Source organism: Listeria immobilis (assembly GCF_014322845.1).
Taxonomy (GTDB): domain Bacteria; phylum Bacillota; class Bacilli; order Lactobacillales; family Listeriaceae; genus Listeria; species Listeria immobilis.
Genome location: NZ_JAASUA010000001.1, coordinates 220,175 through 243,376, shown reverse-complemented (window position 1 = coordinate 243,376; position 23,202 = coordinate 220,175). Strand labels below are relative to the sequence as shown.

21 protein-coding genes are annotated in these 23,202 nt (G+C 34.2%); 8 read left to right on the top strand and 13 right to left on the bottom strand.

What is annotated here, in order from left to right; translation table 11 throughout:
• From HCJ45_RS01400 to HCJ45_RS01370, 7 genes are all read left to right on the top strand, one after another.
• Complete coding sequence (locus HCJ45_RS01400) at positions 1–1,986, top strand: CD3337/EF1877 family mobilome membrane protein (protein ID WP_187123800.1); 1,986 nt, start codon at positions 1–3, stop codon at positions 1,984–1,986.
• Entirely contained in the window at positions 1,964–2,926 is a 963-nt protein-coding gene (locus tag HCJ45_RS01395) for a bifunctional lytic transglycosylase/C40 family peptidase (protein ID WP_425489869.1), read from the top strand. The genes HCJ45_RS01400 and HCJ45_RS01395 overlap by 23 nt, the downstream gene beginning before the upstream one ends.
• A gap of 5 nt (positions 2,927–2,931) precedes the next feature.
• The gene (locus HCJ45_RS01390; RefSeq protein WP_187123799.1) at positions 2,932–3,408 is read left to right on the top strand and encodes a hypothetical protein; all 477 of its coding nucleotides are present in this window, start codon (positions 2,932–2,934) and stop codon (positions 3,406–3,408) included.
• Positions 3,409–3,458: 50 nt separating this feature from the next.
• Complete coding sequence (locus HCJ45_RS01385) at positions 3,459–3,848, top strand: cystatin-like fold lipoprotein (protein ID WP_222717873.1); 390 nt, start codon at positions 3,459–3,461, stop codon at positions 3,846–3,848.
• Positions 3,849–4,207: 359 nt separating this feature from the next.
• Positions 4,208–5,086, top strand: coding sequence for a helix-turn-helix transcriptional regulator (locus HCJ45_RS01380; protein ID WP_185397306.1), 879 nt, complete (start codon positions 4,208–4,210; stop codon positions 5,084–5,086).
• A 293-nt stretch (positions 5,087–5,379) separates the two neighbouring features.
• Positions 5,380–6,264, top strand: a complete 885-nt coding sequence (locus HCJ45_RS01375) for a tyrosine-type recombinase/integrase (RefSeq protein ID WP_185397305.1) — start codon at positions 5,380–5,382, stop codon at positions 6,262–6,264.
• A 52-nt stretch (positions 6,265–6,316) separates the two neighbouring features.
• Complete coding sequence (locus tag HCJ45_RS01370) at positions 6,317–6,577, top strand: DNA-binding protein (RefSeq protein ID WP_185397304.1); 261 nt, start codon at positions 6,317–6,319, stop codon at positions 6,575–6,577.
• A gap of 269 nt (positions 6,578–6,846) precedes the next feature.
• Here HCJ45_RS01370 and HCJ45_RS01365 read toward each other — a convergent pair whose 3' ends face one another.
• The 3 genes from HCJ45_RS01365 to mdrL all read right to left on the bottom strand — a co-directional run bounded on the left by HCJ45_RS01365 (position 6,847) and on the right by mdrL (position 8,967).
• A complete protein-coding gene (locus HCJ45_RS01365) occupies positions 6,847–7,062 on the bottom strand; it encodes a helix-turn-helix domain-containing protein (protein WP_003719691.1) in 216 nt (71 codons plus the stop codon).
• A 16-nt stretch (positions 7,063–7,078) separates the two neighbouring features.
• Positions 7,079–7,639: a DUF2975 domain-containing protein gene (locus tag HCJ45_RS01360; protein ID WP_187123951.1), complete on the bottom strand. Its 561-nt coding sequence runs from the start codon at positions 7,637–7,639 to the stop codon at positions 7,079–7,081.
• Between the two features lie 134 nt (positions 7,640–7,773).
• Positions 7,774–8,967, bottom strand: a complete 1,194-nt coding sequence (gene mdrL / locus HCJ45_RS01355) for a multidrug efflux MFS transporter MdrL (RefSeq protein WP_187123797.1) — start codon at positions 8,965–8,967, stop codon at positions 7,774–7,776.
• 168 nt (positions 8,968–9,135) lie between these two features.
• Between mdrL and HCJ45_RS01350 the strand changes: the two genes are divergently transcribed.
• Positions 9,136–9,666 carry a PadR family transcriptional regulator gene (locus tag HCJ45_RS01350; protein ID WP_187123796.1) on the top strand — a complete coding sequence of 177 codons (531 nt, stop codon included), beginning with the start codon at positions 9,136–9,138 and terminating at the stop codon, positions 9,664–9,666.
• Positions 9,667–9,703: 37 nt separating this feature from the next.
• Here the strand turns inward: HCJ45_RS01350 and pflA are convergent, their stop codons facing one another.
• From pflA to recA, 10 genes are all read right to left on the bottom strand, one after another.
• Complete coding sequence (pflA, locus tag HCJ45_RS01345) at positions 9,704–10,450, bottom strand: pyruvate formate-lyase-activating protein (RefSeq protein ID WP_003730627.1); 747 nt, start codon at positions 10,448–10,450, stop codon at positions 9,704–9,706.
• A gap of 78 nt (positions 10,451–10,528) precedes the next feature.
• Positions 10,529–12,760 (bottom strand): formate C-acetyltransferase, encoded by a 2,232-nt coding sequence (gene pflB, locus HCJ45_RS01340; RefSeq protein WP_187123795.1) that lies wholly within the window; start codon positions 12,758–12,760, stop codon positions 10,529–10,531.
• 425 nt (positions 12,761–13,185) lie between these two features.
• Positions 13,186–13,734: a glycerol-3-phosphate responsive antiterminator gene (locus HCJ45_RS01335; protein WP_187123794.1), complete on the bottom strand. Its 549-nt coding sequence runs from the start codon at positions 13,732–13,734 to the stop codon at positions 13,186–13,188.
• A 17-nt stretch (positions 13,735–13,751) separates the two neighbouring features.
• Positions 13,752–15,563, bottom strand: coding sequence for a DNA mismatch repair endonuclease MutL (gene mutL / locus HCJ45_RS01330; protein ID WP_187123793.1), 1,812 nt, complete (start codon positions 15,561–15,563; stop codon positions 13,752–13,754).
• Between the two features lie 22 nt (positions 15,564–15,585).
• A complete protein-coding gene (gene mutS / locus HCJ45_RS01325) occupies positions 15,586–18,168 on the bottom strand; it encodes a DNA mismatch repair protein MutS (RefSeq protein WP_187123792.1) in 2,583 nt (860 codons plus the stop codon).
• A gap of 109 nt (positions 18,169–18,277) precedes the next feature.
• A complete protein-coding gene (locus tag HCJ45_RS01320; RefSeq protein WP_185397667.1) occupies positions 18,278–18,640 on the bottom strand; it encodes a YlbF/YmcA family competence regulator in 363 nt (120 codons plus the stop codon).
• 16 nt (positions 18,641–18,656) lie between these two features.
• Positions 18,657–19,460, bottom strand: a complete 804-nt coding sequence (locus HCJ45_RS01315; protein ID WP_185380906.1) for a TIGR00282 family metallophosphoesterase — start codon at positions 19,458–19,460, stop codon at positions 18,657–18,659.
• A gap of 4 nt (positions 19,461–19,464) precedes the next feature.
• Positions 19,465–19,962, bottom strand: coding sequence for a GNAT family N-acetyltransferase (locus HCJ45_RS01310; RefSeq protein WP_187123791.1), 498 nt, complete (start codon positions 19,960–19,962; stop codon positions 19,465–19,467).
• Positions 19,963–20,078: 116 nt separating this feature from the next.
• On the bottom strand, positions 20,079–21,641 hold the full coding sequence (rny, locus tag HCJ45_RS01305; RefSeq protein ID WP_185349149.1) for a ribonuclease Y: 1,563 nt from the start codon (positions 21,639–21,641) through the stop codon (positions 20,079–20,081).
• Between the two features lie 300 nt (positions 21,642–21,941).
• Positions 21,942–22,988, bottom strand: a complete 1,047-nt coding sequence (recA, locus tag HCJ45_RS01300) for a recombinase RecA (RefSeq protein ID WP_185349148.1) — start codon at positions 22,986–22,988, stop codon at positions 21,942–21,944.
• Positions 22,989–23,202 lie beyond the last annotated feature (214 nt).

The following is a 23,202-nucleotide window of genomic DNA, read 5'->3' as shown; positions in this document are numbered from 1 at the left end:
TTGAAACGTTTTTTACTTATTTTTGGTTTGGTATTTTTGGTTAGTTTTGTTCCTTTTCAGCCAGTACATGCGGAAGTAACACCAGATATTAATACGGTTATTGATGAAGATGGAACAGTGAAGTCGAAAGATGAAGTGGAAAAAGAAAAAAATGTGACGGTAAAAAAGAAGATTGTTAAAAAAGCAGGTATTGCGTTGCATAGTAAGTATTATCCATTAGAAAATTATCGTGCAAATGTTTCAGATGACAGTGGTTGGTTATCTAAACCAGCTATTTCTGCGATGAATGGGATAACTAACTTTTTCTTTTTCTTGAGTAAGATTATTTCTGAAATGGTGGATACTTGTATCGATAAACTTTATTCGTTAGATGTGGTTAATCAGATCGCGGATATGATTGCGAATATATCATCTAAATTGTATCAAAATCTTTTTGCAACCTTTGGTGTGATGTTTGTTGTCATTGCGGCTGTACATTTATTTTTCATCTTTGCGTTTAAACAAAATGCAACAGAAACCATTAAACGAGGATTGACTTTATTTCTTGTCTTGGGATTGGTCACTGTTTGGTTTTCGAATGCAGGGTATTATTTAAAAGTCGTGAATCATTTGACGGAAGAAACGGAAGGCGTGTTGATGAAGGCTGGTACCACATTTACCGCTGATTCTGATGAAAAGATACCAGAAGGACAAGAGCTTGATGGGGCATTAGCTGTTATGCGTAATTTCTATTTTGATTTGACGGTGGAACGTCCTTATCTTCTGATGAATTATGGTACTCCGGATAAGGCAAGTATTATCAAAAAAGATGAAAAACGAGTGGATAGTTTATTGTCGCTGAAGTCAACAGAGAGCGCACAAAAGCAAAGAGAAAAAATTATCAATAATGAAGTGAATAAATTAGATAATGCGTATATGTCGGCTTCCTCTGTAGATTATCAAATGGCTATTGCTTTTATTTCTTTGTTATTCACGATTATATTAGGAATCCCTTTGATTCTTGTTGCGTTCTTACATGTGCTGTTTTCTGTGTTACCTATGTTGTTGAGTATTGTTTTAGCTATTACAGCGATACTTAGTATTTTACCCAGTTTTTCGAATTCATTTTTTAAAACTTTTGGGAAAATGGTTGCTTTATTTTTAATGAAAGCATTAGTTTCTTTGTTTATATTAGCTATTTTCTTAATTGTAACTTTGATGGATAAATTAATTCCTCCGGTTAATTTAGGTTTATATTTAGTGAATATGTTGGCTACTTCGTTAATTATCATTTGTTTGTTCATTTATAGAAATGAAGTCATTTCGTTATTTTCAGCTGGAGAAGTACAAATGGGGAATACTATGCCTAAAATCCCCCGAAAATATAAACGAATGCTTTCGAATATGTCGAATATGCCAGAGTGGGAAAATTCATATCCTTCCAATAAATTACCATTGAATACAGGTGTTTTGGAAGAAAATCCGGAAAATCCGAATATACCAGATAATAATGAAGAGGATAATGATTCTGTAGGAGAGGTTCCTTCTTACGAAAGAACTCAACAAGAAGCCCAATTGACTGAGGAAGAAGAGAATAGTGAAAAAGTAGAAGGAATGACTACTGAGCAGGAAGGTCAAGAAGAAGTATATTCGACAGATGACGAACAAATAGAAGCAGATTTGGAAGAAGATGGAGAAAATAGTCTAGAAGATATTTATTATTTAGATGATTATCGAGAAGAAGAAGCTAAAGAATCGGTAGAAAGAACTCCTCAATTAGAAACAATGGAACCAGAAAGTGAAAACAGAGAAATAAAAAATCCCAATGATGAAATGGTTCAACCAGTTATTAATGAAATAGAAAGAACTCCTCAAAAACTAGAAAGTGAGAGAGAAGAGGAAATGAATAAGGTAGAAGAAACTTCTATTTCATCAGAAGAAGACATTGAAAAAGTAGCTGATTTGAGAAGTGCAGGTGATCGAATTGAAAATAGTGAAGTGGTCTAGTGTTCTTTTTGTACTTCTTCTCGCTATTCCGGTCATGATGGTAATTATGTTTAGTAATGATTCTTCTTCTGATTCTACCTTTGATATGGATTCTACTGAAACAACGAATGCAAAATTATCGGCGGAGGTAGAAAGGTATCGTCCATTATTTGAAATTTATGCCAAAAAATATGGATTGGAAAAATATATTGATATATTGATGGCGTTAACGATGCAAGAAAGTGGGGGGCGTGTACCTGATGTCATGCAGAGTAGTGAAAGTTTAGGATTGCCTCCAAATTCGATTACAGACCCTGAAACGTCTATTGAAGCAGGTTGTAAGCATTTTAAAGCGGTATTAGCTTCTGCGAAAGGAGATATAAATCTAGCACTTCAATCATATAATTTTGGTGGAGGATTCACGTTGTGGGTGCAAGATGGGAGAGGGGGAAAATATACGCTTGCGCTGGCGAAGGAATTTAGTGTTTACATGGCTGCTAAAATGGGATGGAAAAGTTATGGTGACCCAGAATATGTTAATCATGTTCGGCGATATTTAGGCGGTGGAACAAACTCATTTTCTGGAAATTTAAAAATTATTATGCAGGAAGCGTTAAAATATCAAGGGAATCCATACGTCTGGGGAGGTAGCACACCATCGACTGGTTTTGATTGTTCTGGTTTGACTCAGTGGACTTATAAACAAGCGAATATTATGTTACCTCGTACAGCAGAAGAGCAGTATCATGCTTCTAAAGTTATCACACAAAGTGAAGCAGTAGCTGGGGATTTAGTTTTCTTTTCTGGAACATATGCTGGTAAAACTATTACACACGTTGGAATTTATCTAGGAAATGGCAAAATGTATAATAGTAATGATTCTGGCGTCGAATATAGCACGATTACATCCGGTTATTGGAAAGAACACCTTTATGGATTTGGTCGTGTGTTAGGAGGTTGAAATAAATGATAGAAGGAAAACAAATAATTAAGGTGATTTTGGCTTTTTCTTTTTGTGTGATTGGTATTATCTATGTTGTTCATTTAGATGTTTTTGGTTCAGATGTTACTAATACTTCAAAAAAAGAAATGACCTCAAAAAATAAGGAAAATAAAAAAGCAAGAAAAGTGAATCAAGCTTTTTTACAAGCTTTTTTCACATTTGATGATAGCAAAGAAAAATTAGTACATTCGAAAAAATATTTGACTTCCGAGGCGTTAGATGAAGCGTTTCCATCGGGAGTAGCACAATCAAATGTTTCTTCTGTTCTGCAAGATTGTCAAAGTTATAAAAATGTCCGTGGAGAAAAAGTATTTTATTTAAATGAGCTGGTTATTGAGTCTATTTATGATGGACAAACCAGTTCTTATAAAATGATTTTAAGAACGGTAGTTAATAAAAATGGAAAAATAAGTGATATAAAAGTCATAGCTACTTTATAATTTTTGTTCATTTATGTATAATGGAGGTGTAGATAAAGAGAGAAAGGAAAATGGTGATGAAAAAAAGAAATGTAATCTTAATGACTATGTTAGTGTTTCTACTGATACTAACTGGATGTGGTGAAACTGAGGTTGTGGTTAAAGAGGAAAAAACAGAAACTGTGAATCATGCATATGATAAACAAATTAATTTAGTATTAAAAGAAGAAAATGAAGCTATTTCTTATGTGGATGAAATCGACAGAGATTTAAAAAGAAAAGAATGTAATTTTAAAGTTTATGATAATGGAGAACATATATATATTCAGTATCCAAGGGAAAAAGGTGTTTCTAGTCTAGAAGATAGTTATTCGGAAGTGAAGGGTAATAAAGTTTCTTCAAGTGATGAATCTTATATAATAAATCGTGAACCAGATTATGTAGAAATGAATAATAATTAAGAAAAAATATTGAAATAATTGAACCGTCTCTGATAGTAGAGGCGGTTTTTTTGTTAGGTCAATCAGAATGAAAAGAAGAATTAGATAGGAAGTGTCAACGGTAAATGTCTGACTGAACGAAGAGAAGGAATTTAAGGAGTTGATACAAGCGTACGCATTACACGCTAATGTTTGCAAAGGTTGCTAAACGTTTGCCGAGTTCCCGACGGCGAGGGGGGGTGAATTAAATACAAAAAATATGTCAGTGTATCTTTTATACATGATTTTTATTTTTTTTTGTAATTTTGTAATAAAATGTATTAGGAAAAGACACAAACTCAATTATTTTCTTTGATATAATTAAATAGGGTGAATTAAAAATGAAAAAAAAGATTGGCGAAGCTTTATCTGAAATCAGAAAAATTAAAGGTTTAACACAAAATGATATTGCAACTGAAAATTTGACTCGATCAAGTATTACAAAAATAGAGACTAATAAAATGAATCCTTCATATGAAAAAATAATGATTTTTTGTAAAAGAATGGGAGTAACTTTATCAGAGGTAATTTATTATCAAAAAGATAGAAATGTAAGTGAACAAGAAATGCTGTTTTATGAATTTAGAAATTTGAAACTTTCTGTGTATGAAGACCCTCTTAATGAATTAATTAAAAAAATGGAAGAATATTTGCAAAGAGAAGATGACTCAATGATTTTTGAGTTACGTGCGATTTTGGTTGGGTTAAAGATTTTTTCTGAAACTAATGATATTGAATTAGCAAAAAAAGAAGTTGATTTTATTTGGAAAAGACTTGAAAAACAAGATTATTGGTTTGAATTTGATGTTTTAATTATTGCAAATATTATTTATATATTTGATTTAGATACATTAATTAGAGTGGGAGAAAAAATATTACTTGAAATTGATAGAAATAAATATTTAATAAATTATAACCGTTTAAAAATTGTTTTAATGTTTAACATTGCACTTTTTTTGAAGTCTTATGATAGAATGGATTTAGTGGAAAAGTATTTAATAAGAGGGATAGAGTATGCTTATCAAAATAACGATTTAATATCGGCGTATCTTGGAGAATATAGATTTGCTGAATACAAGCTTTTTGTAGGTGATATTGAAGAAGCGAATAATTTGTATAATAAGTGTGTAAATTTTTTTGAAGTAATAAAAGATGTTGATGTATTAGAGGATATAAAAAAAGATTGGAAAGAGTACAGAGGAAAATTAAACCTAGACTAACTTGTCTAGGTTTTTTTGGTCGTATATTGTTCAAAATGAAATTTAATAATATTATTATGCTATTATATTATTAAGGAGGTGAAAAAATGAAAAAAAGATACACAATTATGAGTTCTGTTTGTGCATTTGCGGTGCTGTTTTCTGCTATTTTAATGGGTGGTTAATGAAAGAAACAGTGTATTATTAATCGGATTGAAAAATATTAAATAATACACTGTCGATATATGTATTTTGGGATACATATATATATGTATAATAACATATTTGTAATTAACGGGAAAGAGGTAGTTTGAATGGAGCTAGAAATTGAATATTATATTGAAAAATACAATGATGAATTGTTGTCTAAAGGATTGGCAGTGTCTACAATAGAAAATTATATTGGTATAATTAGAGAATTTCTTGTTTTTTCGAAAACAGTGTTAGTTACTAAAGAAATAAAGGAAGGATATTTAAGTAAACAAATTAAAAAAGTGGAAAAAAGAACACTATATAAAAAAAATAACGTCATAAAAAAATTTTATGAATATATTATTTCAGAATTTAATTTAGAGATAGATAATTTTTTTGATTCCGAAAAAATGAAATTACCTCCTCAAAAAAATGTTAAAGTTTTGTACCAAAAAGAAATTGAAGATATTTATAATGAGTTTGGGAATAAAATTAATTCACTAGAAATGTTGTTTTTTGACGTTTTGTATTCAACGGGGATTAGGCTTTCTGAATTAGTGAATTTAGAAGTATTGAATTTTGATTTTGAAAATCGTTTTATTTTAATTTCTGGGAAGGGAAATAAAGAAAGAATAGTACCTTATCCGAAGTCGTTAGATAAACAATTCTATATGTATTTTAGAGTTAGAAAAGCAATCATGGAATTTTTTGATCAATCTCATAGTTATTATTTTATTGACTTTAATTCCGGAAGACAAATTTCGAAAAAATTTGTTTATCATCAAATAGTTTCGACAGGGAATAAAATAGGGCGAAAACTGAATCCTCATCTATTAAGACATTCATATGCTACACATCTGTTAGAAAATGGATGTGATTTAAGATATATTCAAGAACTCCTTGGTCATTCATCTATACAAACAACACAAAGATATACAAAAGTTCAAATTGAACAAAAGAAAAAAACAATAAAATTATTTCATCCACGAGAACAAAAATTATCATAAATATGATATAATTATCTATAGTATATTTTATAGGATAAGGGTTGATAATTATATGTATTATTGGGATGATGATGATGTTGTAAAGCAAAAAATTTCTGCTGAACTTGAAAAATATACCATGTCTCAAAAGGAAGTTGCAGAATTTTTAGGAATGTATTTAAGTGATATGCCGAGATTGATAAAAGAAAAACGTGTTATCCCTATGTTTACTTATAATAAGAGTAGTTCACGTAAAATAAATGTTTTTTTTAGACCAGATGTTGAAAAATATAAAATTATTTTAGATACAATTCGTTCGAATAGAAAAAAATAAAAAAAGACTTGACTGCTGATAATGTTAGTGCTAAAATAATATTATCAGTTAAGAACTTAAAGAAATTGAATTGTTAAAGCAAGGCGAGAGAACGACTTTCGTCTTGCTAATAAAAATATTTCCTAGTTTACATAATATATATTATAGGAAGTAATACCAATTATGTAAAGAAGCACTATTCCACCAAAATATCACTTTTTCAAGCTCTTTACGCAATTTTAAAAGCATTAAGTCCTAACTCAATGCTTTTAAATGCGTCTCATTTACGCTTATAACGAATTATCATCTACATATTCTAAAATATCACCGGGCTGACATTCCAATACCTTACATATTTCATTTAATGTCGAAAATCGAATTGCGCTTACTTTACCAGTCTTTATTTTTGATAAGTTCACATTGGCCACACCAACTTCTTTAGATAATTGATTTAAAGACATCTTGCGGTCTGCCATAATTCGATCCAACCTTAGTATGATTGCCATTTATTTTTCGCTCCATTCATAAGGTTTCATCAGATTCTTTTTGTAATACGGCACCATACCTAAAAATTTCAGTTAAACAATAGAAAATTATCGCAAAGAAAAATGACATATCAAGGGATAAACTAATGCTATAACCTGGTATTAATATTGTATGGAATATAGAATACAATATTTGTGGTACTAACGCATATATAAGAAGTAATTGTGCTACTAGTCGTAATCTGGACACCTGGATATCACTAAAAGGCGCAAACTCCTCTGCCAAACTCTTAAAAATTATACTTGCAACCCATAATAACAAAGCTAGTAGTAACACTGATAAAACAGCAAATCCTAACATAATCCATTGCTCAGTCTCATCATATTGACCTGTATCAACGCCTGGGAAAAATGATGTTTGAAAATTTAAACCAGTCAATACATTTTCATTAGGCGTAGTTATACTAAAATTACTACTATTATTTTTACGTAATTTCATCATTACACTCAATGCTAATATAATAATGGAGCTTATAGATAATAATTTAAGGGCAATATGAAGAAAATAACTCATTTTTTGTAATCTTTTTAGTTTCAATGTAATCTCTCCCCTTTTTTCTAAATTATATCTGGCATTAGTAATAATTGTCAACTGTTTTTTAATGTTAAACGTTAATTTTTTATCTTTAATCATAAAAAAAGACCGAACACTATAGTTCAGTCTTCATTTATTTATTCACTTTTAACAGAGCTTGCTTGCTGTAAAGAAAAATGAGCTGGTTTTAATTTAATAAATAATAAGCCCATACCTGCTAAACAAATGACACTTGCAACAATAAATGGCATTTTCATTCCCAATGCTTCACTTAATAACCCAGAACAAAGTGGTGCAAGAGCAGCTCCTAACCACCGAACAAAGTTATATGCCCCACTTGTGACACTTCTTGCATAAGGAGAATGTTCCATGACAGTCGTTGTAAATAATGCGTTATTAATACCTAAAATCAAACCAGAAATAACAATTAAAGTAATATCTACTGCAGTATTATCTACAAATCCAAGTAATGCTAAGATAACTGCACATGCTAGTAACGAACCTTTTAGAACCTGTTTACTATTAAAACGCACTTCTAACGCATGAGATATTTTTGCAGAGCCGAGTGCTAAACAAAGCCCCCACGCAAAAAACACAAAACCTATTTGAATTGCTGATAAACCAAGCACTAGTGGCGAATATGCTAAAATCGTAAAGAAACAATAATAGTAAAACATCCCACTAAGAGCAATTTGTAAAAATGGTCGATATTTAAATAAATGCAACATCTGCTTAATAGCCAGTTCTTTCTTTTCTGTTGGCTCAGTGATAATCTTCTTAGGTTCTTTCACTTTAAATAAAATAAGTAAAAATGCAATAAAAATTAAACAAGCTGTAGCGAAAAACGGATAACGCCATGACATATTACCAAGAATACCACCAAGAAGCGGTCCAAAAGCCATTCCAAGACCCATTGAAGCCTCGTAAATACCAATCGCATGTCCCGGTGTTTCCGATAAAGCTATTAGCATCGTCATTGCTGTAGCCATAAACATTGAATTACCAAAGCCCCAGCCAGCTCGAAAAATCGACAATGCCCCAATAGTATCTGATAAACCACATAATAATGCAAAAATCGTTACAATAAATAGTCCTATAACAATTAATTTTTTATCTCCAAGTTTTCCAGCAACAATCCCAATTGGAATCATCATAATTGCCATCGTAAAAATATAAGCTGTAAACAACATTTCCACTTGCGAATGTGATGCACCAATACTTTCAGCGATGGAAGGAAGTAATGGATCTACTACGCCAATCCCCATAAATGCCAGCAAACTAGCTGCTGCAGTAATCCATTTCCCTGTACTCATTTCTTTTTCCGTCATCATAATACAAACTACACTTCCCTTTCTAAATAAAACTCACTTATTATATTACGCTCGATAAATACTAATGTCAATATTTACATATATATATTGTTACATATGTAAAAAGTTTACTTATTTTTGTATTTCGCTTACAATAAGATTAAAGAGCATTTTAGAGAGGTTAAAAATATGACGCCAAATGTATTAGAATATACTTTATTACAAATGATTGCCCGTGAAGCAGCTAGTGGTTATGAGCTTGCCAATCGCTTAAGAATTATGCAAAATACACATCATAGTCAAATCTACCCTGCGCTTTCCAAATTAGAAAAAGCTGGATATTTAGTCGTCCATAAACTAGCACAAGATAAAAAACCCGATAAAAAAGTATACACAATTACACAGTCTGGATTAGACTCCCTTCTTCATTGGTCTGAAACACCGCTTAAAATACCAGTTACTAGAGATGAATTCACAACAAAAGTGCAATTGAATTGGTTAAATAACACAAGAACAAAGGGACTAATTCAAGAAAGAGAAGTTTATTTGAAGGAACAATTAGCTCTAATAGAAGAAACTTTAGCTCATTTTGCCGCACTATTTGACTTAAGTACTTCCGAAGACAAGCTAAAAAACATGTCCTATCAGGTTTATGCTAGAAAACTAGAATTGATTAAAACAGAACTACATTGGTGCACCGAGATGTATAAAATTTTATAGAAAAAAACCGACGAATTTATGGTTCGTCGGTTTTTTTCTATTTATAACTGCTTGTTTCAAGAATTTTATTGGCTAATGCTACTACTTCTTCTTCCGGAGCTTCAATACCTTCCAGTGGATAACGAATGCCCATTTCTTTCCATTTGTAAACACCCATTGTGTGGTATGGAAGCACATCCACTTGTTTCACATTTGGGAGTGTTTGAATAAATTCGTGCAGTTTCGTTAAGTCTTCCGGATCGTCTGTTTTCGTAGGGATTAGTACATGTCTAATCCAAATTGGTTGTTCTTTATCACGAAGATAATGAGCAAAATCAATAATTGGTGCATTAGATTTCGTTGTTAATTTTAAATGTTTTTCTGGATTGATTTGTTTAATATCAAGTAAAATTAAATCAGTAACTTCCATTAAACGATCTAATTTCTCAATAAATTCTGGGTCTCGCGTAAAGCAACCACCACAAGAATCAATTGTTGTATGCACACCAGCTGCCTTACATAGCGTGAAAAACTCAATTAGGAAATCGACTTGTAGCAAAGGTTCACCACCACTAACTGTAACACCGCCACCAGATGCATCCCAAAACTCTTTATATTTGATTGCTTCGTTAAATACATCTTGAGCAGATCTTTCTGTACCGGTGCCGATTTTCCAAGTATCAGGATTATGACAAAACTGGCAACGAAGTAAACACCCTTGCATAAAAACAATAAACCGAATACCGGGTCCATCAACTGTCCCCATTGTTTCGACTGAATGAACTCTTCCTAAAACCTCTGTCATAATTCTCCTCTTCCTTTCCTAAATAACAAGGATTGCTACTGGTGAGCAATCCTTGTCAAAGCATCTCGCCGATTTTTATTACATAGATTCGTGCATTGTACGGTGAATAACATCTAATTGTTGTTCACGTGTTAATTTAATGAAGTTAACCGCATATCCAGAAACACGGATAGTTAATTGCGGATATTCTTCTGGGTGGTCCATCGCATCAAGTAAAGTATCACGATTAAATACGTTAATATTTAAGTGATGTCCCATTTTAGTGGAATAGCCATCAAGCATAGCTACTAAGTTATTGATTTGAGATTCATCTTCACGTCCTAAAGCTTTAGGCACGATGGAGAATGTGTTAGAAATACCATCTTGACCATATTCATAAGGAAGTTTAGCAACAGATGAAAGTGAAGCTAAAGCACCTTTTGTATCACGGCCATGCATTGGGTTCGCACCTGGTGCAAATGGTTCTCCAGCACGACGTCCATCTGGTGTATTACCAGTTTTCTTACCATAAACTACATTAGAAGTGATTGTAAGAACAGATGTTGTATGAACTGAATCACGGTAAGTTTTATGTTTTCTTACTTTTGTCATAAATGTTTTTAGAAGATCTACTGCGATTTCATCAACACGATCATCATTATTTCCGTATTTAGGATAGTCGCCTTCGATTTCATAATCAACGACAATACCATCTTCATCACGAATTGGACGAACAGTAGCGTATTTAATAGCAGATAGGGAGTCAGCTGCAACAGAAAGTCCAGCGATACCAGTAGCCATTGTACGTAACACTTCTGTATCATGTAATGCCATTTCGATACGTTCATAAGCGTATTTATCATGCATATAGTGAATTACATTTAAAGTATTTAGGTAAAGTTCTGCAATCCATTCCATCATTGCATCATATTTTTCCATTACTTCTTTGTAATCAAGTACATCGCCTTCGATTGGACGGTAAGCTGGTCCAACTTGTGCTTTTGATTTTTCATCAACCCCACCATTGATTGCATAAAGAAGTGTTTTAGCAAGGTTAGCACGAGCACCAAAGAATTGCATTTGTTTACCAACACGCATTGCTGATACACAACATGCGATTGCATAATCGTCTCCCCATTTAGGGCGCATAACATCATCATTTTCGTATTGAATAGCAGATGTTTTAATAGACATTTTTGCACAGAATTTCTTGAATCCTGATGGTAAATGAGTGGACCATAGTACTGTCAAGTTAGGTTCTGGAGCAGGTCCTAAATTATCTAAAGTGTGTAAGAAACGGAATGAGTTTTTCGTTACAAGAGGAACGCCTTCCTCAGTGATACCACCAATGGATTCAGTAACCCATGTTGGATCTCCGGAGAATAATTCATTGTAATCTGGTGTACGAGCGAATTTTACAAGACGTAATTTCATAATGAAGTGATCCACAATTTCTTGTGCTTCTTCTTCTGTAATTAAGCCATTACGTAAATCACGTTCTACATAAATATCTAGGAATGTAGAAGTACGTCCTAAACTCATTGCTGCACCGTTTTGTTCTTTAATCGCTGCAAGGTAACCAAGATATAACCATTGGAATGCTTCTTGAGCAGTTTTTGCTGGACGACCAAGATCGAAACCGTGTTTTTCTCCTAGAACTTTTAATTCACCTAAAGCGCGAATTTGTTCATTCAATTCTTCACGTTGACGAATAATATCATCGCTCATTGTACGTAATCCTGTATTGTTTAAATCATTTTTCTTTTGTTTAATTAAGAAGTCTACACCATAAAGTGCTACACGACGATAGTCACCGATGATACGTCCACGACCATAAGCATCTGGTAATCCTGTAATTACACCAGATTTACGAGCAGCGCGCATTTCAGCTGTATAAGCATCGAATACACCTTGGTTATGTGTTTTACGATATTCAGAGAAAATATGGCTAACTTCTTCATCTACTTTAAAGCCATAAGATTCAGCTGCAACTTCTGCCATACGGATTCCGCCGAATGGTTGTAAAGCACGTTTAAATGGTACATCTGTTTGTACACCAACTACTTTTTCTAAATCTTTGTTTAAGTAACCTGGGTCATGTGAAGTAATGGTTGAAACGATTTTGGTATCCATATCGAGTACTCCACCATTTTCACGTTCTTGTTTAGTTAAGTCCATTACTTGATCCCAAAGTTTTGTTGTTGCGTCAGTAGGGCCAACTAGAAAAGAGTCGTCACCATCGTATAAGCGATAGTTTTTTAAGATAAAGTCACGTACGTCTACTTCTTGTTGCCAATTACCACCTGCGAATTCATACCATTGTTCAGTCATCATATAACCTCCATTTATTGTTCGTTTTCGAGCGTGCTTTTATGAGCAAACTAATTTATTAATAATCTACACTGTTATCATAACATATTCTGCAAAAAATGCTACAGTTTTATGCAATTTTTTTCAATTTATTTTATGAATTTTTTGTGTCGGTTTGATTAAAAGTTAATGAAAATCCCCTTATTAAGCGATTTACCCAAATTGTTATCATTCCTATTTTAGTTTTATTTTAATTTCTATTATTTTCTGTACTACTTAAAACATATAGTTCTGTTATGGTACAGTTATGAATTATTAAAGCTCTATAAAACAGTTAGAAAACGCTTAACACTTGCAATAGCAATAGTTTATCCAGTTATATAGCGTTTTCATTGTTTTTCATAAAAAAAGCAGAGTGCTGTTTCATGCAGCTACTCCGCTTTTTATTACCATAATTCTTTATTAGATGTTGTTACCGCAATTGCCCCGCTAGTAATTACTTGATTAATTTGGTCAGTCGTTTCAATTAATCCGCCCGCAATTACTGGGATATGCAATTTCTCTGTCATTTTTTGCACATGTGCAGGAATTATCCCTGGTAAAAGTTCGATACAATCTGGTTGTACTTTTTGAATAAGTGTAACTCCTTTATTGTATGCACTTGAATCAATCATAAATAAACGTTGAATTGCGAGCATTTTGTGTTGTTTTGCTTTCAAAATTGCATTAGCTCTAGTTGAAATGATACCATCAGGACGGATTTCTTTACATAAAAAATCTATCGCATAATCGTCGTTTTTCAATCCATTAACTAAGTCAGCATGCAGCAATACTTTTTTTCCACTATCTTGAGCATATTTTACTAATGCTTTTAACTGAGCTACATGTGTTTCTAGCATAACCATATATGTTCGATCTAATTCCATTATTTTTTCCATATCTTTTTGATTATGTGCAGCTGGAATAATTGTTTGACCGGAAAATGGTAAATCCAATTCTGGTTCCTCCTCTTTTACATTACACGTTTAAACATTTTTTCAAGTTCATAGGTTGTGTACTGAATAATGACTGGGCGACCATGAGGACAAGTAAATGGATCACTTGCTTCTCTTAAAGTATCAAGTAAAGCTTCCATATCTTTTGTTGTTAAGTAATGGTTTGCTTTAATTGATTTTTTACAACTCATCATAATTGCCGTATCTTCCCGGAGCTTATGAATACTAATACTAGGAGAAGTAAGTGCTTCATCAATGATTTCTCGAAGCGTCTCCTCTTCTTGATCTTTTGGAAACCAGGTTGGATGAGCACGAATAATATAGCTATTTTGACCAAAACTTTCTAGAAAAACACCTACTTCTTCCAGTTTTTCTTTTTGCTCTTCTAAGCGCACATACTCATCTGTTGAAAACTCTAATACGATGGGTACAAGCAGTTCTTGAAGTTCACGACTTACTTCTCCTATTTTTTCCCGGTAAAACTCATATTTTATCCGTTCTTGAGCCGCATGTTGGTCAATAATATATAACCCATTTTCATTTTGAGCAAAAATATAGGTTGCATGCATTTGTCCAATTGGATACATTTTTGGAATCCGTTCTTTTGGTATTTCATTTACTGTTTCTTGTTCCTCAGAATTATAAACTGGGGCGGTTTCTAAAATAAAATCTGTTTCGATTGGAACATCGTCGTCTGAAGGAACATACTCAGGAATAGCTGGTTTAGAAAATAACTCTTTGGGTGCTTCTTTTGGTTCATTTTCTTCAAATGACATCTGGATTTGCTCAGATTTTTGTAATTCCTTCTGCTTTTTAGATACTTCGCCATCTGGAATTAGTTGTAATTGATGAAAGGCTTGTTTAATCATTTGACTAATTAATTGACCTAGCTCTTTTTCTTTACTTAAACGAACTTCTAACTTAGCTGGATGAACGTTTACATCTACAATAATTGGATCCATTTCAATTTGGAGAACAATAATTGGAAAGCGACCTATTGGTAAAAGTGTATGGTACCCTTCTTGAATAGCTTTTACTAAGGCAAAGTTTTTAATAAAACGCCCGTTAATAATTGTAGAAATATAATTACGATTCGAACGATTCACTTCAGGCAATACAGCATAACCAGCTATTTTAAAATCAAGCGACTCTGCATGTACAGGAATTGTTTTCCGAGCAATAGAGACCCCGTAAATCGCTGCAATGACTTGTCTTAAATCGCCATTCCCATTCGTTTGCAGTAGAGATTTATCGTTATGTGAAAAGCGAAAACTAATGTCAGGATGCGCTAAAGCTAAACGGTTTAAGATATCAGTGATGTTTCCAAGCTCAGTAGGTAAGCTTTTAAGATATTTTAAACGGGCTGGGGTATTAAAAAATAGTTGCGATACCTCGATTTGCGTTCCTTTTCTAGCATGCCCACTTTTTTGTTCAATTATTTTTCCGCCTTCGAGTGAAATACTTGTTCCTTTTGTTTCACCAGTGGATGTTTCCATTGATAAATGAGATACAGAAGCAATACTCGGCAGCGCTTCCCCGCGAAAACCTAGCGTATGCACTCGAAATAAATCCGCTTCATTCTTGATCTTGCTTGTTGCGTGACGAAGGAATGCTGTAGCAACATCTTCTTCTTCAATCCCGCTACCATTATCAATAATTGTAATTTTATTTAATCCGGCTTCTTCCACTAAAATATCAATCACAGTACTACCAGCATCAATCGCATTTTCTACAAGTTCTTTTACTACTGATGCAGGACGTTCTACCACTTCTCCAGCAGCTATTTTATTCGATAAAGCATCCGTTAGCTCTACGATATGTTTAGCCATATTAGAACCCGCCTTTCTTTTCTTAATGCGTTTTACTTTGTAGCTCGTATAGTTTATTCATTGCATCCATTGGTGTCATTTGCATAATATTTAAGTTGGCAATTTCTTTTATTAATTTAGCTTCTTTGGAAGACTTATGCTTCTCCGGTTCTACTGGGAACATCGAAAGTTGCACTTCTTCATGAATAATTTCTGGTTGTTTTTCACTTGTAGGAATAATTTTTTTATCTTCGTTCTCAAGTTGCTCAAGAATTTTGCTAGCACGTTGAATTAAAGACTTTGGTAATTCAGCTAATTCAGCAACATGAATTCCATAACTTTTATCTGCTGGACCTTCTTTGATTTTATGGAGAAACACAACTTTACCATTTTCTTCTACTGCACTAACATGAATATTTTGCAAGCTATGTAATGCTTTTTCTAAGTCGGTTAATTCGTGATAATGGGTAGAAAATAGGGTTTTTGCATGCACATTTTCATGAATGTACTCAATAATTGCTTGAGCTAATGCCATTCCATCATAGGTGGCAGTTCCACGGCCGATTTCATCAAATAATATTAAGCTATCTTTAGTCGCATGAACAATTGCGTTTCTAGCTTCTAACATTTCTACCATAAAAGTACTTTGACCTGCAATTAAGTCATCTGCAGCACCTATTCTTGTAAAAATTTGATCAAAAATCGGTAAAATTGCTTCTTCGGCAGGGACAAAGCAACCTACTTGTGCACAAATTGCAGTTAGGGCTACTTGGCGCATATACGTACTTTTACCAGACATGTTTGGTCCAGTTATTAATAATATTTCTCTATTTTCATCTAAATCACAATCATTAGCCACATAGCTTTGCGCACCCATTACTTTTTCAACAACTGGATGGCGTCCTTGCTTCACATGGAGCGAACCATCTTCACTAAGAGTTGGGCGGATAAAATGATTTTTCTCACTAATATCAGCAAAACTTTGTAAACAATCAATTTCACTTACAGATTTTGCTAACTTTTGAAGACGCTCGATATAGTCTTTTACAGTTTCGCGAACTTCTGTAAATAATTGATACTCTAATTCCATGCTTTTTTCTTCCGCATCTAGAATAAGTTTTTCTTTTTCTTTTAATTCGGGTGTGATATATCGTTCAGCATTAGTTAACGTCTGCTTGCGTTCATAGCGACCTTCTGGAAGCAAATGCGTATTCGCACGAGTTACTTCAATATAATAACCGAAGACACGATTAAAACCTACTTTCATCGTTTTAATACCTGTTAGCTCTCGTTCTTTACGCTCTAACTCCGCAATCCAGGTTTTGCCGTTTCTACTTGCATCGCGATATGTGTCTAGTTGACTATTATACCCATCCTTTATAATTCCACCTTCACGAATGGAGATAGGAGCTGAGTCCATAATGGCTTCTTCTAATTTTTCTGTTAGCTGCTCACAAGGATCTAGTCGATTAGCAAGTTCGGTTAAACTAGGACTATTCATAGAAAGAAGTGTTGCCCGAATTCGCGGTATTTGATATAACGAATTGCGTAGTTGGATTAAATCACGTGCATTAACATTACCGTAAGCAACTCGTCCAGCAAGACGTTCTAAATCATAGACATTTTTCAAGTTTTCAACTAACTCTAAACGCTCGAAAAAATGCGCTATAAGTTCACTAACATCATTTTGGCGTTCAATAATTTTATTTTGGTCAATTAACGGTCGGTCTATCCATTGTTTTAACATTCTGCCACCCATTGCTGTTTGCGTGTTATCTAGCAACCAAAGTAGTGTACCTTGACGACCTTTTCCGCGGATAGAAGCAGCTAATTCTAAATTGCGCTTAGAATAATAATCCATTTTCATATAGTTATTAGTTTCATAATGTACCGCTTGCTGCAAATGACCAAGATCGCGCTTTTGTGTTTCTTTTAAATAGTGTAGTAATTTACCAATTGCACGTTTTTCGGATAACGACATATGACGAGTGACTAACTTTTCATTTTCAGCTGGAATAGTGTCCTCTTCATGGATTGAAAAAGTTAGACCTAACTGTTCTTTCATTACATCTGTCAGCACTTCTTTTTCAGTAGCAGAGATAATTAATTCTCTTGTTGAAAGCGTGGTTAGTTCATTGATTAAGCGATCCTCACTTGCTTCGATCACAGTTGATTTTAATTCCCCAGTAGATAAATCAGAATAAGCAAAACCATATTCTTTTCCTTCATAACAATAAAGTGCTGCGATATAATTATTTTCTTTTGCTTTAAGCCCTCGTTCATCCATTACTGTTCCGGGTGATATTAACTGGACAACTTCCCGTTTTACCATCCCTTTTGTCGTTTTTGGATCTTCAACTTGTTCGCAAATTGCCACTTTATACCCTTTTTCAATCAAAGTATCAATATAACCGCTTGCCGAATGATAAGGAACTCCACACATTGGGATTTTCTCTTTCGTACCACCCTCACGACCAGTTAGTGTAATTTCTAAAATTTGAGAAGCATTTAACGCATCCTCAAAGAACATTTCATAAAAATCTCCTAAACGGAAAAATAAGAAAGCATCTTGATATTTATCTTTTATTTCCAAGTATTGCTTAATCATTGGTGTATATTCTGTCATTATCTCATCATCCCTTACTTCTTTTTCATCCTTTCATTATAGCATAAAGTATCATTTTTCTGCGAATCCAAAAAGAAAAAACTGCCAGTATTTCAGCAGTTTTAAATGGCTAATTATCTTTTTCTAGTTCATCTGTTACTTTTGTAGTTATCTCTGAAGTAATGGATTGCAGTAGGTCGTTAGCATCTTCTTGCGCACGTCTAAATTCTGTTACAATTGGTAGCGAATCAATGTCAGCCTGAACAGAATCAATTTGGCTTTCAGTTTGTTTCATTGCTTCCAATTTTTGGTAATGTTCTAGGTTAACTACTTCTTTTTGAAGTGCTTTTATTTTAGAAACTTTCGCAGTCACCTTGGAATTAGCATTAATTCGTTCTTCTGCTAACCGGTAAAAAGATACTTCCTCGGTTTGTTCTAATGCATCACGAAGTTCCGTTGCTTTTTTCATTATTTCTTCTTTTGAAACTGTCACTATTTCATCTCCATTCTTAATCAAAGGAAAATGGGTGGTCTTCATTGATAAGGATTCGATCAATTTTTTGTGCTTTCCCAGTCGCTTCATCTAGTGTAATTAGACAGCCAGATAAAACTGCACGACCAGTTTTTGGCACTTCAAATCTAGTTGGCAGAGCTGTTTTAAAACGACGGATAACAGCCTCTTTTTCCATTCCAAGTATCGCATCATATGGACCAGTCATCCCTGTATCCGTAAGATAAGCTGTACCTTCAGGAAGAATACGGTTATCGGATGTTTGTACATGGGTGTGTGTTCCAACTACCGCAGTCACTCGACCATCTAAATACCAACCCATCGCTTCTTTTTCACTTGTTGTTTCAGCATGAAAGTCAACAAAAATAATATTTGTTCGTTGTTTTGCTTCTTCGATTAATTTATCCATTTTACGGAAAGGGTCATCTAGGTCTGCCAGAAAAGTCCTACCTTGCATATTGATAATTGCAATTTCGTATTGATTACTTTTTACAAAAACCATCCCTGTTCCTGGCGTTGTATCATCTGGGAAGTTTGCGGGACGAACGAGGTATTTTGCATCATCAATAAATTCAAAAATATCTCGGTTATCCCAAGTGTGGTTTCCAAGAGTGACCGCATTTGCACCAAGTTCTAGAAAATCTTTATAAATTTTTTCTGTAATACCTCGACCACTTGCTGCATTTTCTCCGTTAATAACAGTAATGGTTGGTTTATATTTTTTCTTTAATTGTGGTAAATATTCTGTTACAGCATCGCGACCAATGGAGCCAACAACATCACCGATAAATAATAATTTCATTTCTCTATTCTCCGTTCCTCTTACTTCTTCGTTCTAATAGCGCAACATCACGAAAAGTCCCATTCATTTCACCTAATTTTTTATGGATGCATAATGTTTGGAAACCAAATGTGTGATGAAGTGCGATACTAGCTGTATTTTCAGGGAAAATTAATGATTGGAGTGTCCAAAAACCATTATCTTCACTTGTCTGAATTATTTCCTGCATTAATGCTTTTCCAATGCCTTTTCCTCGAGCGCTCTTTGCTATATATATACTTAGCTCAGCAACTCCCCTGTAAGCATTCATACTGGAAAACGGGAGTAACGCTGCCCAGCCAACTACCTGTCCATTTAAAACAACCACCAACCTACATATATTTAAATATTTTTGGTTCCATTCATCTAAGGTTAGTGTTTTTTCTTGAAAAGTAGCATTTCCTGTATCTATACCTTCTTGATGAATTGCTGCTACTGCTGGATAGTGCTCTCGTAGCATCGGCAAAATTTTCCACTCACTCAAAAACTCCGCCTCCCTTTTATTGTTATCCTTTAATTATACCGTTCTTATTCATGCTAGGCAACCGATTAAAAAAAGATACACCGCAAAATAAATTTGCAATGTATCTCTATTCTTATTTACTTAGCATATTCTACTGCTCTTGTTTCACGAATAACAGTCACTTTAATATGACCAGGATAATCTAATTCCTCTTCAATTCGTTTTCTTATGTCACGAGCAAGTCGGTAAGAAGCTAAATCATCGATGGCATCCGGCTCAACGATAATACGTACTTCACGTCCCGCTTGGATAGCATAAGATTTTTCTACTCCGTCATAAGACTCAGAAATTTCTTCTAGTTTTTCTAAACGACGGATATAGTTTTCAAGCGTTTCACTACGAGCTCCTGGTCTTGCTGCAGAAAGTGCATCTGCTGCTGCAACCAATACTGCGATAACAGAAGTAGCTTCTGTATCACCATGATGGGAAGCAATACTATTGATAACCACATCATTTTCTTTGTATTTAGTAGCAAGTTCCACGCCGATTTCAACATGACTTCCTTCGATTTCATGGTCAATTGCTTTCCCAATATCATGAAGTAGTCCGGCCCGTTTAGCAAGCGTAACGTCTTCTCCAAGCTCACCAGCTAAAATTCCAGCAAGTTTCGAAACTTCAAGTGAGTGATTAAGAACGTTTTGACCATAACTAGTACGATAACGCAAGCGGCCAAGAATTTTTATTAAATCAGGGTGAATGGAATGAATTCCCACTTCAAATGTTGCTTGTTCACCAACTTCGCGAATGTGTTCATCTACCTCTTTACGGGCTTTGTCCACCATTTCTTCAATACGAGCTGGATGGATTCTTCCATCTTGAACAAGTTTTTCTAAGGCGATTCTAGCGATTTCTCGTCGAATTGGATCAAATCCGGAAAGTATTACTGCTTCCGGTGTATCATCAATTATCAAATCAATTCCTGTTAGTGTTTCAAGCGTACGGATATTACGGCCTTCACGTCCGATAATTCGTCCTTTCATCTCATCATTTGGTAAGGTAACAACAGATACAGTTGTTTCCGCCACATGATCAGCTGCACAACGCTGGATAGCTAGTGAGAGAATATTCTTTGCTTTTTTATCCGACTCTTCCTTTGCCCGGTTTTCTGATTCTTTCACCATGATTGCTGTATCATGTGTTAATTCATCTTCTACCTGGTTAAGGATGATTGATTTCGCTTCTTCTTTACTCAGGGCAGAAATTCTTTCAAGTTCTGTCTGCTCTGTTTGAATCATCTCAGCAAGTTTGCTTTCTTTCTCTTCAATTTGTTGTTGACGTTTACTGATACTCTCCTCTTTTCTTTCAAGTGTAGCTTCTCGTTTACTTAAAGAAGTATCTTTACGGTCGAGGTTTTCCTCCCTTTGCAATAAGCGATTTTCTGCTTTTTGTGTCTCTGTTCTTCGCCCACGAAGTTCATTTTCGATTTCAGTACGTAACCTATGATTCTCTTCCTTCGCTTCAAGCAATGCTTCTTTTTTTGTAGTTTCTGCTTCTTTCTTTGCATCTTCTACAATTAATTCCGCAGTCCCCCTTGCAGCAGCCAGTTTTTTCTCTGTACTAGATTTAAAAATTAGAGAACCAACAACTAGACCGACGATTAAGAAAAGCAAACTGGAGATGATCGTGATTGCGATTGTCATCCTTACACCTCCTTTGCTATTCAATTTTCGTTATTGTTATGTCGGTGGCCAGAATTCTGGCACATGCGTATTTTTCATCAACAACCGAGTGATAATCTCCCCATTCAGTTGAAGCTGATTTTCAAAGGAAAAACTTCCCCCTTGTCTCCCAGCAATATAAAATATACAACTTAATTTTATAGGTCAAAGCATACAATGTCAAGAAAAGGAATGAAATGATAGCTTATTTTCCGCAGTTTTTTTCAAATAATAAAAAATACATGCTAGGAGGTTGATTTCCTAGCATGTATTTACTAATATTTATTCATCATCTAGCAAGCTTAATGTTTCTTCACTTTCGTCTAGAACCTCTTTATTACTTCCGTCAATTTCATACTCTTCACGAACACGTTTGGAGATTTCGTCACGAATATCTGTATGTTCTTTTAAATATTGTTTGGCGTTTTCACGACCTTGGCCAATACGTTCTTCTTTATACGAATACCATGAACCACTCTTATTAATAACATCTACTTCAGCAGCCATATCAACGAGTTCACCTTCACGTGAAATACCTTCCCCGTACATGATGTCTACTTCCGCAATACGGAATGGTGGCGCTACTTTATTTTTTACTACTTTGATTTTTGTTTTGTTACCCATTACATCAGTACCTTGTTTCAATTGTTCCGCCCGTCTTACCTCTAAACGAACAGTAGAGTAAAACTTAAGTGCACGGCCACCTGGTGTAATTTCAGGATTACCAAACATAACTCCTACTTTTTCACGAATTTGGTTGATAAAAATCGCAATGGTTTTTGATTTATTAATAGCGCCAGAAAGTTTACGCAAAGCTTGTGACATTAAACGTGCTTGTAAGCCAACATGCGCATCGCCCATCTCACCTTCGATTTCAGCACGTGGTACAAGAGCAGCAACAGAGTCAATAACTAACATATCTACTGCACCACTTCTAACTAAAGCTTCGGCAATCTCTAGAGCTTGTTCTCCTGTATCAGGTTGTGATAATAGTAGCTCATCAATATTGACACCTAGATTTTTTGCATATGTTGGATCTAATGCATGTTCCGCATCGATAAATGCAGCTGTTCCGCCTTGAGCTTGCACTTCTGCAATCGCGTGCAGGGCAACAGTTGTTTTACCGGAACTTTCAGGTCCGTATACTTCAATTATACGACCTCTTGGATATCCACCGACTCCTAAAGCAATATCTAGTGCTAACGAACCGCTAGAAATAGTAGATATATTTTGGTCTGAATGTTCCCCTAATTTCATAATGGAACCTTTACCGAATTGTTTTTCAATTTGTTTTAAAGCTTGGTCTAATGCCGCTTGACGATCATTCACGTTGTTGCCTCCTTCATAAATATTCTAATAGCTGTTTTTCTACTTAGTTCTCTCTCAAAAAAACAGTCAGAATGTTTTCCTAGAATTACTATAACGTATTTTAGAGTGATAAGCAAGTAAAAAGCGAACATTTATTCGTATTTTGTGTAAGTACCGGCTACTTTCTCCTTAATTATAGCGGGATTTCGAGCGTTCGTCTAATACTTTTTTACGT

Coding starts and splice junctions, on each gene's coding strand:
- HCJ45_RS01390 (WP_187123799.1), top strand. CDS start 2,932: ATGATAGAAGGAAAACAAATAATTAAGGTGATTTTGGCTTTTTCTTTT.
- HCJ45_RS01385 (WP_222717873.1), top strand. CDS start 3,459: ATGGTGATGAAAAAAAGAAATGTAATCTTAATGACTATGTTAGTGTTT.
- HCJ45_RS01380 (WP_185397306.1), top strand. CDS start 4,208: ATGAAAAAAAAGATTGGCGAAGCTTTATCTGAAATCAGAAAAATTAAA.
- HCJ45_RS01375 (WP_185397305.1), top strand. CDS start 5,380: ATGGAGCTAGAAATTGAATATTATATTGAAAAATACAATGATGAATTG.
- HCJ45_RS01370 (WP_185397304.1), top strand. CDS start 6,317: ATGTATTATTGGGATGATGATGATGTTGTAAAGCAAAAAATTTCTGCT.
- HCJ45_RS01365 (WP_003719691.1), bottom strand. CDS start 7,062: ATGGCAATCATACTAAGGTTGGATCGAATTATGGCAGACCGCAAGATG.
- mdrL (WP_187123797.1), bottom strand. CDS start 8,967: ATGATGACGGAAAAAGAAATGAGTACAGGGAAATGGATTACTGCAGCA.
- HCJ45_RS01350 (WP_187123796.1), top strand. CDS start 9,136: ATGACGCCAAATGTATTAGAATATACTTTATTACAAATGATTGCCCGT.
- pflA (WP_003730627.1), bottom strand. CDS start 10,450: ATGACAGAGGTTTTAGGAAGAGTTCATTCAGTCGAAACAATGGGGACA.
- pflB (WP_187123795.1), bottom strand. CDS start 12,760: ATGACTGAACAATGGTATGAATTCGCAGGTGGTAATTGGCAACAAGAA.
- mutL (WP_187123793.1), bottom strand. CDS start 15,563: ATGGCTAAACATATCGTAGAGCTAACGGATGCTTTATCGAATAAAATA.
- mutS (WP_187123792.1), bottom strand. CDS start 18,168: ATGACAGAATATACACCAATGATTAAGCAATACTTGGAAATAAAAGAT.
- HCJ45_RS01315 (WP_185380906.1), bottom strand. CDS start 19,460: ATGAAATTATTATTTATCGGTGATGTTGTTGGCTCCATTGGTCGCGAT.
- rny (WP_185349149.1), bottom strand. CDS start 21,641: ATGACAATCGCAATCACGATCATCTCCAGTTTGCTTTTCTTAATCGTC.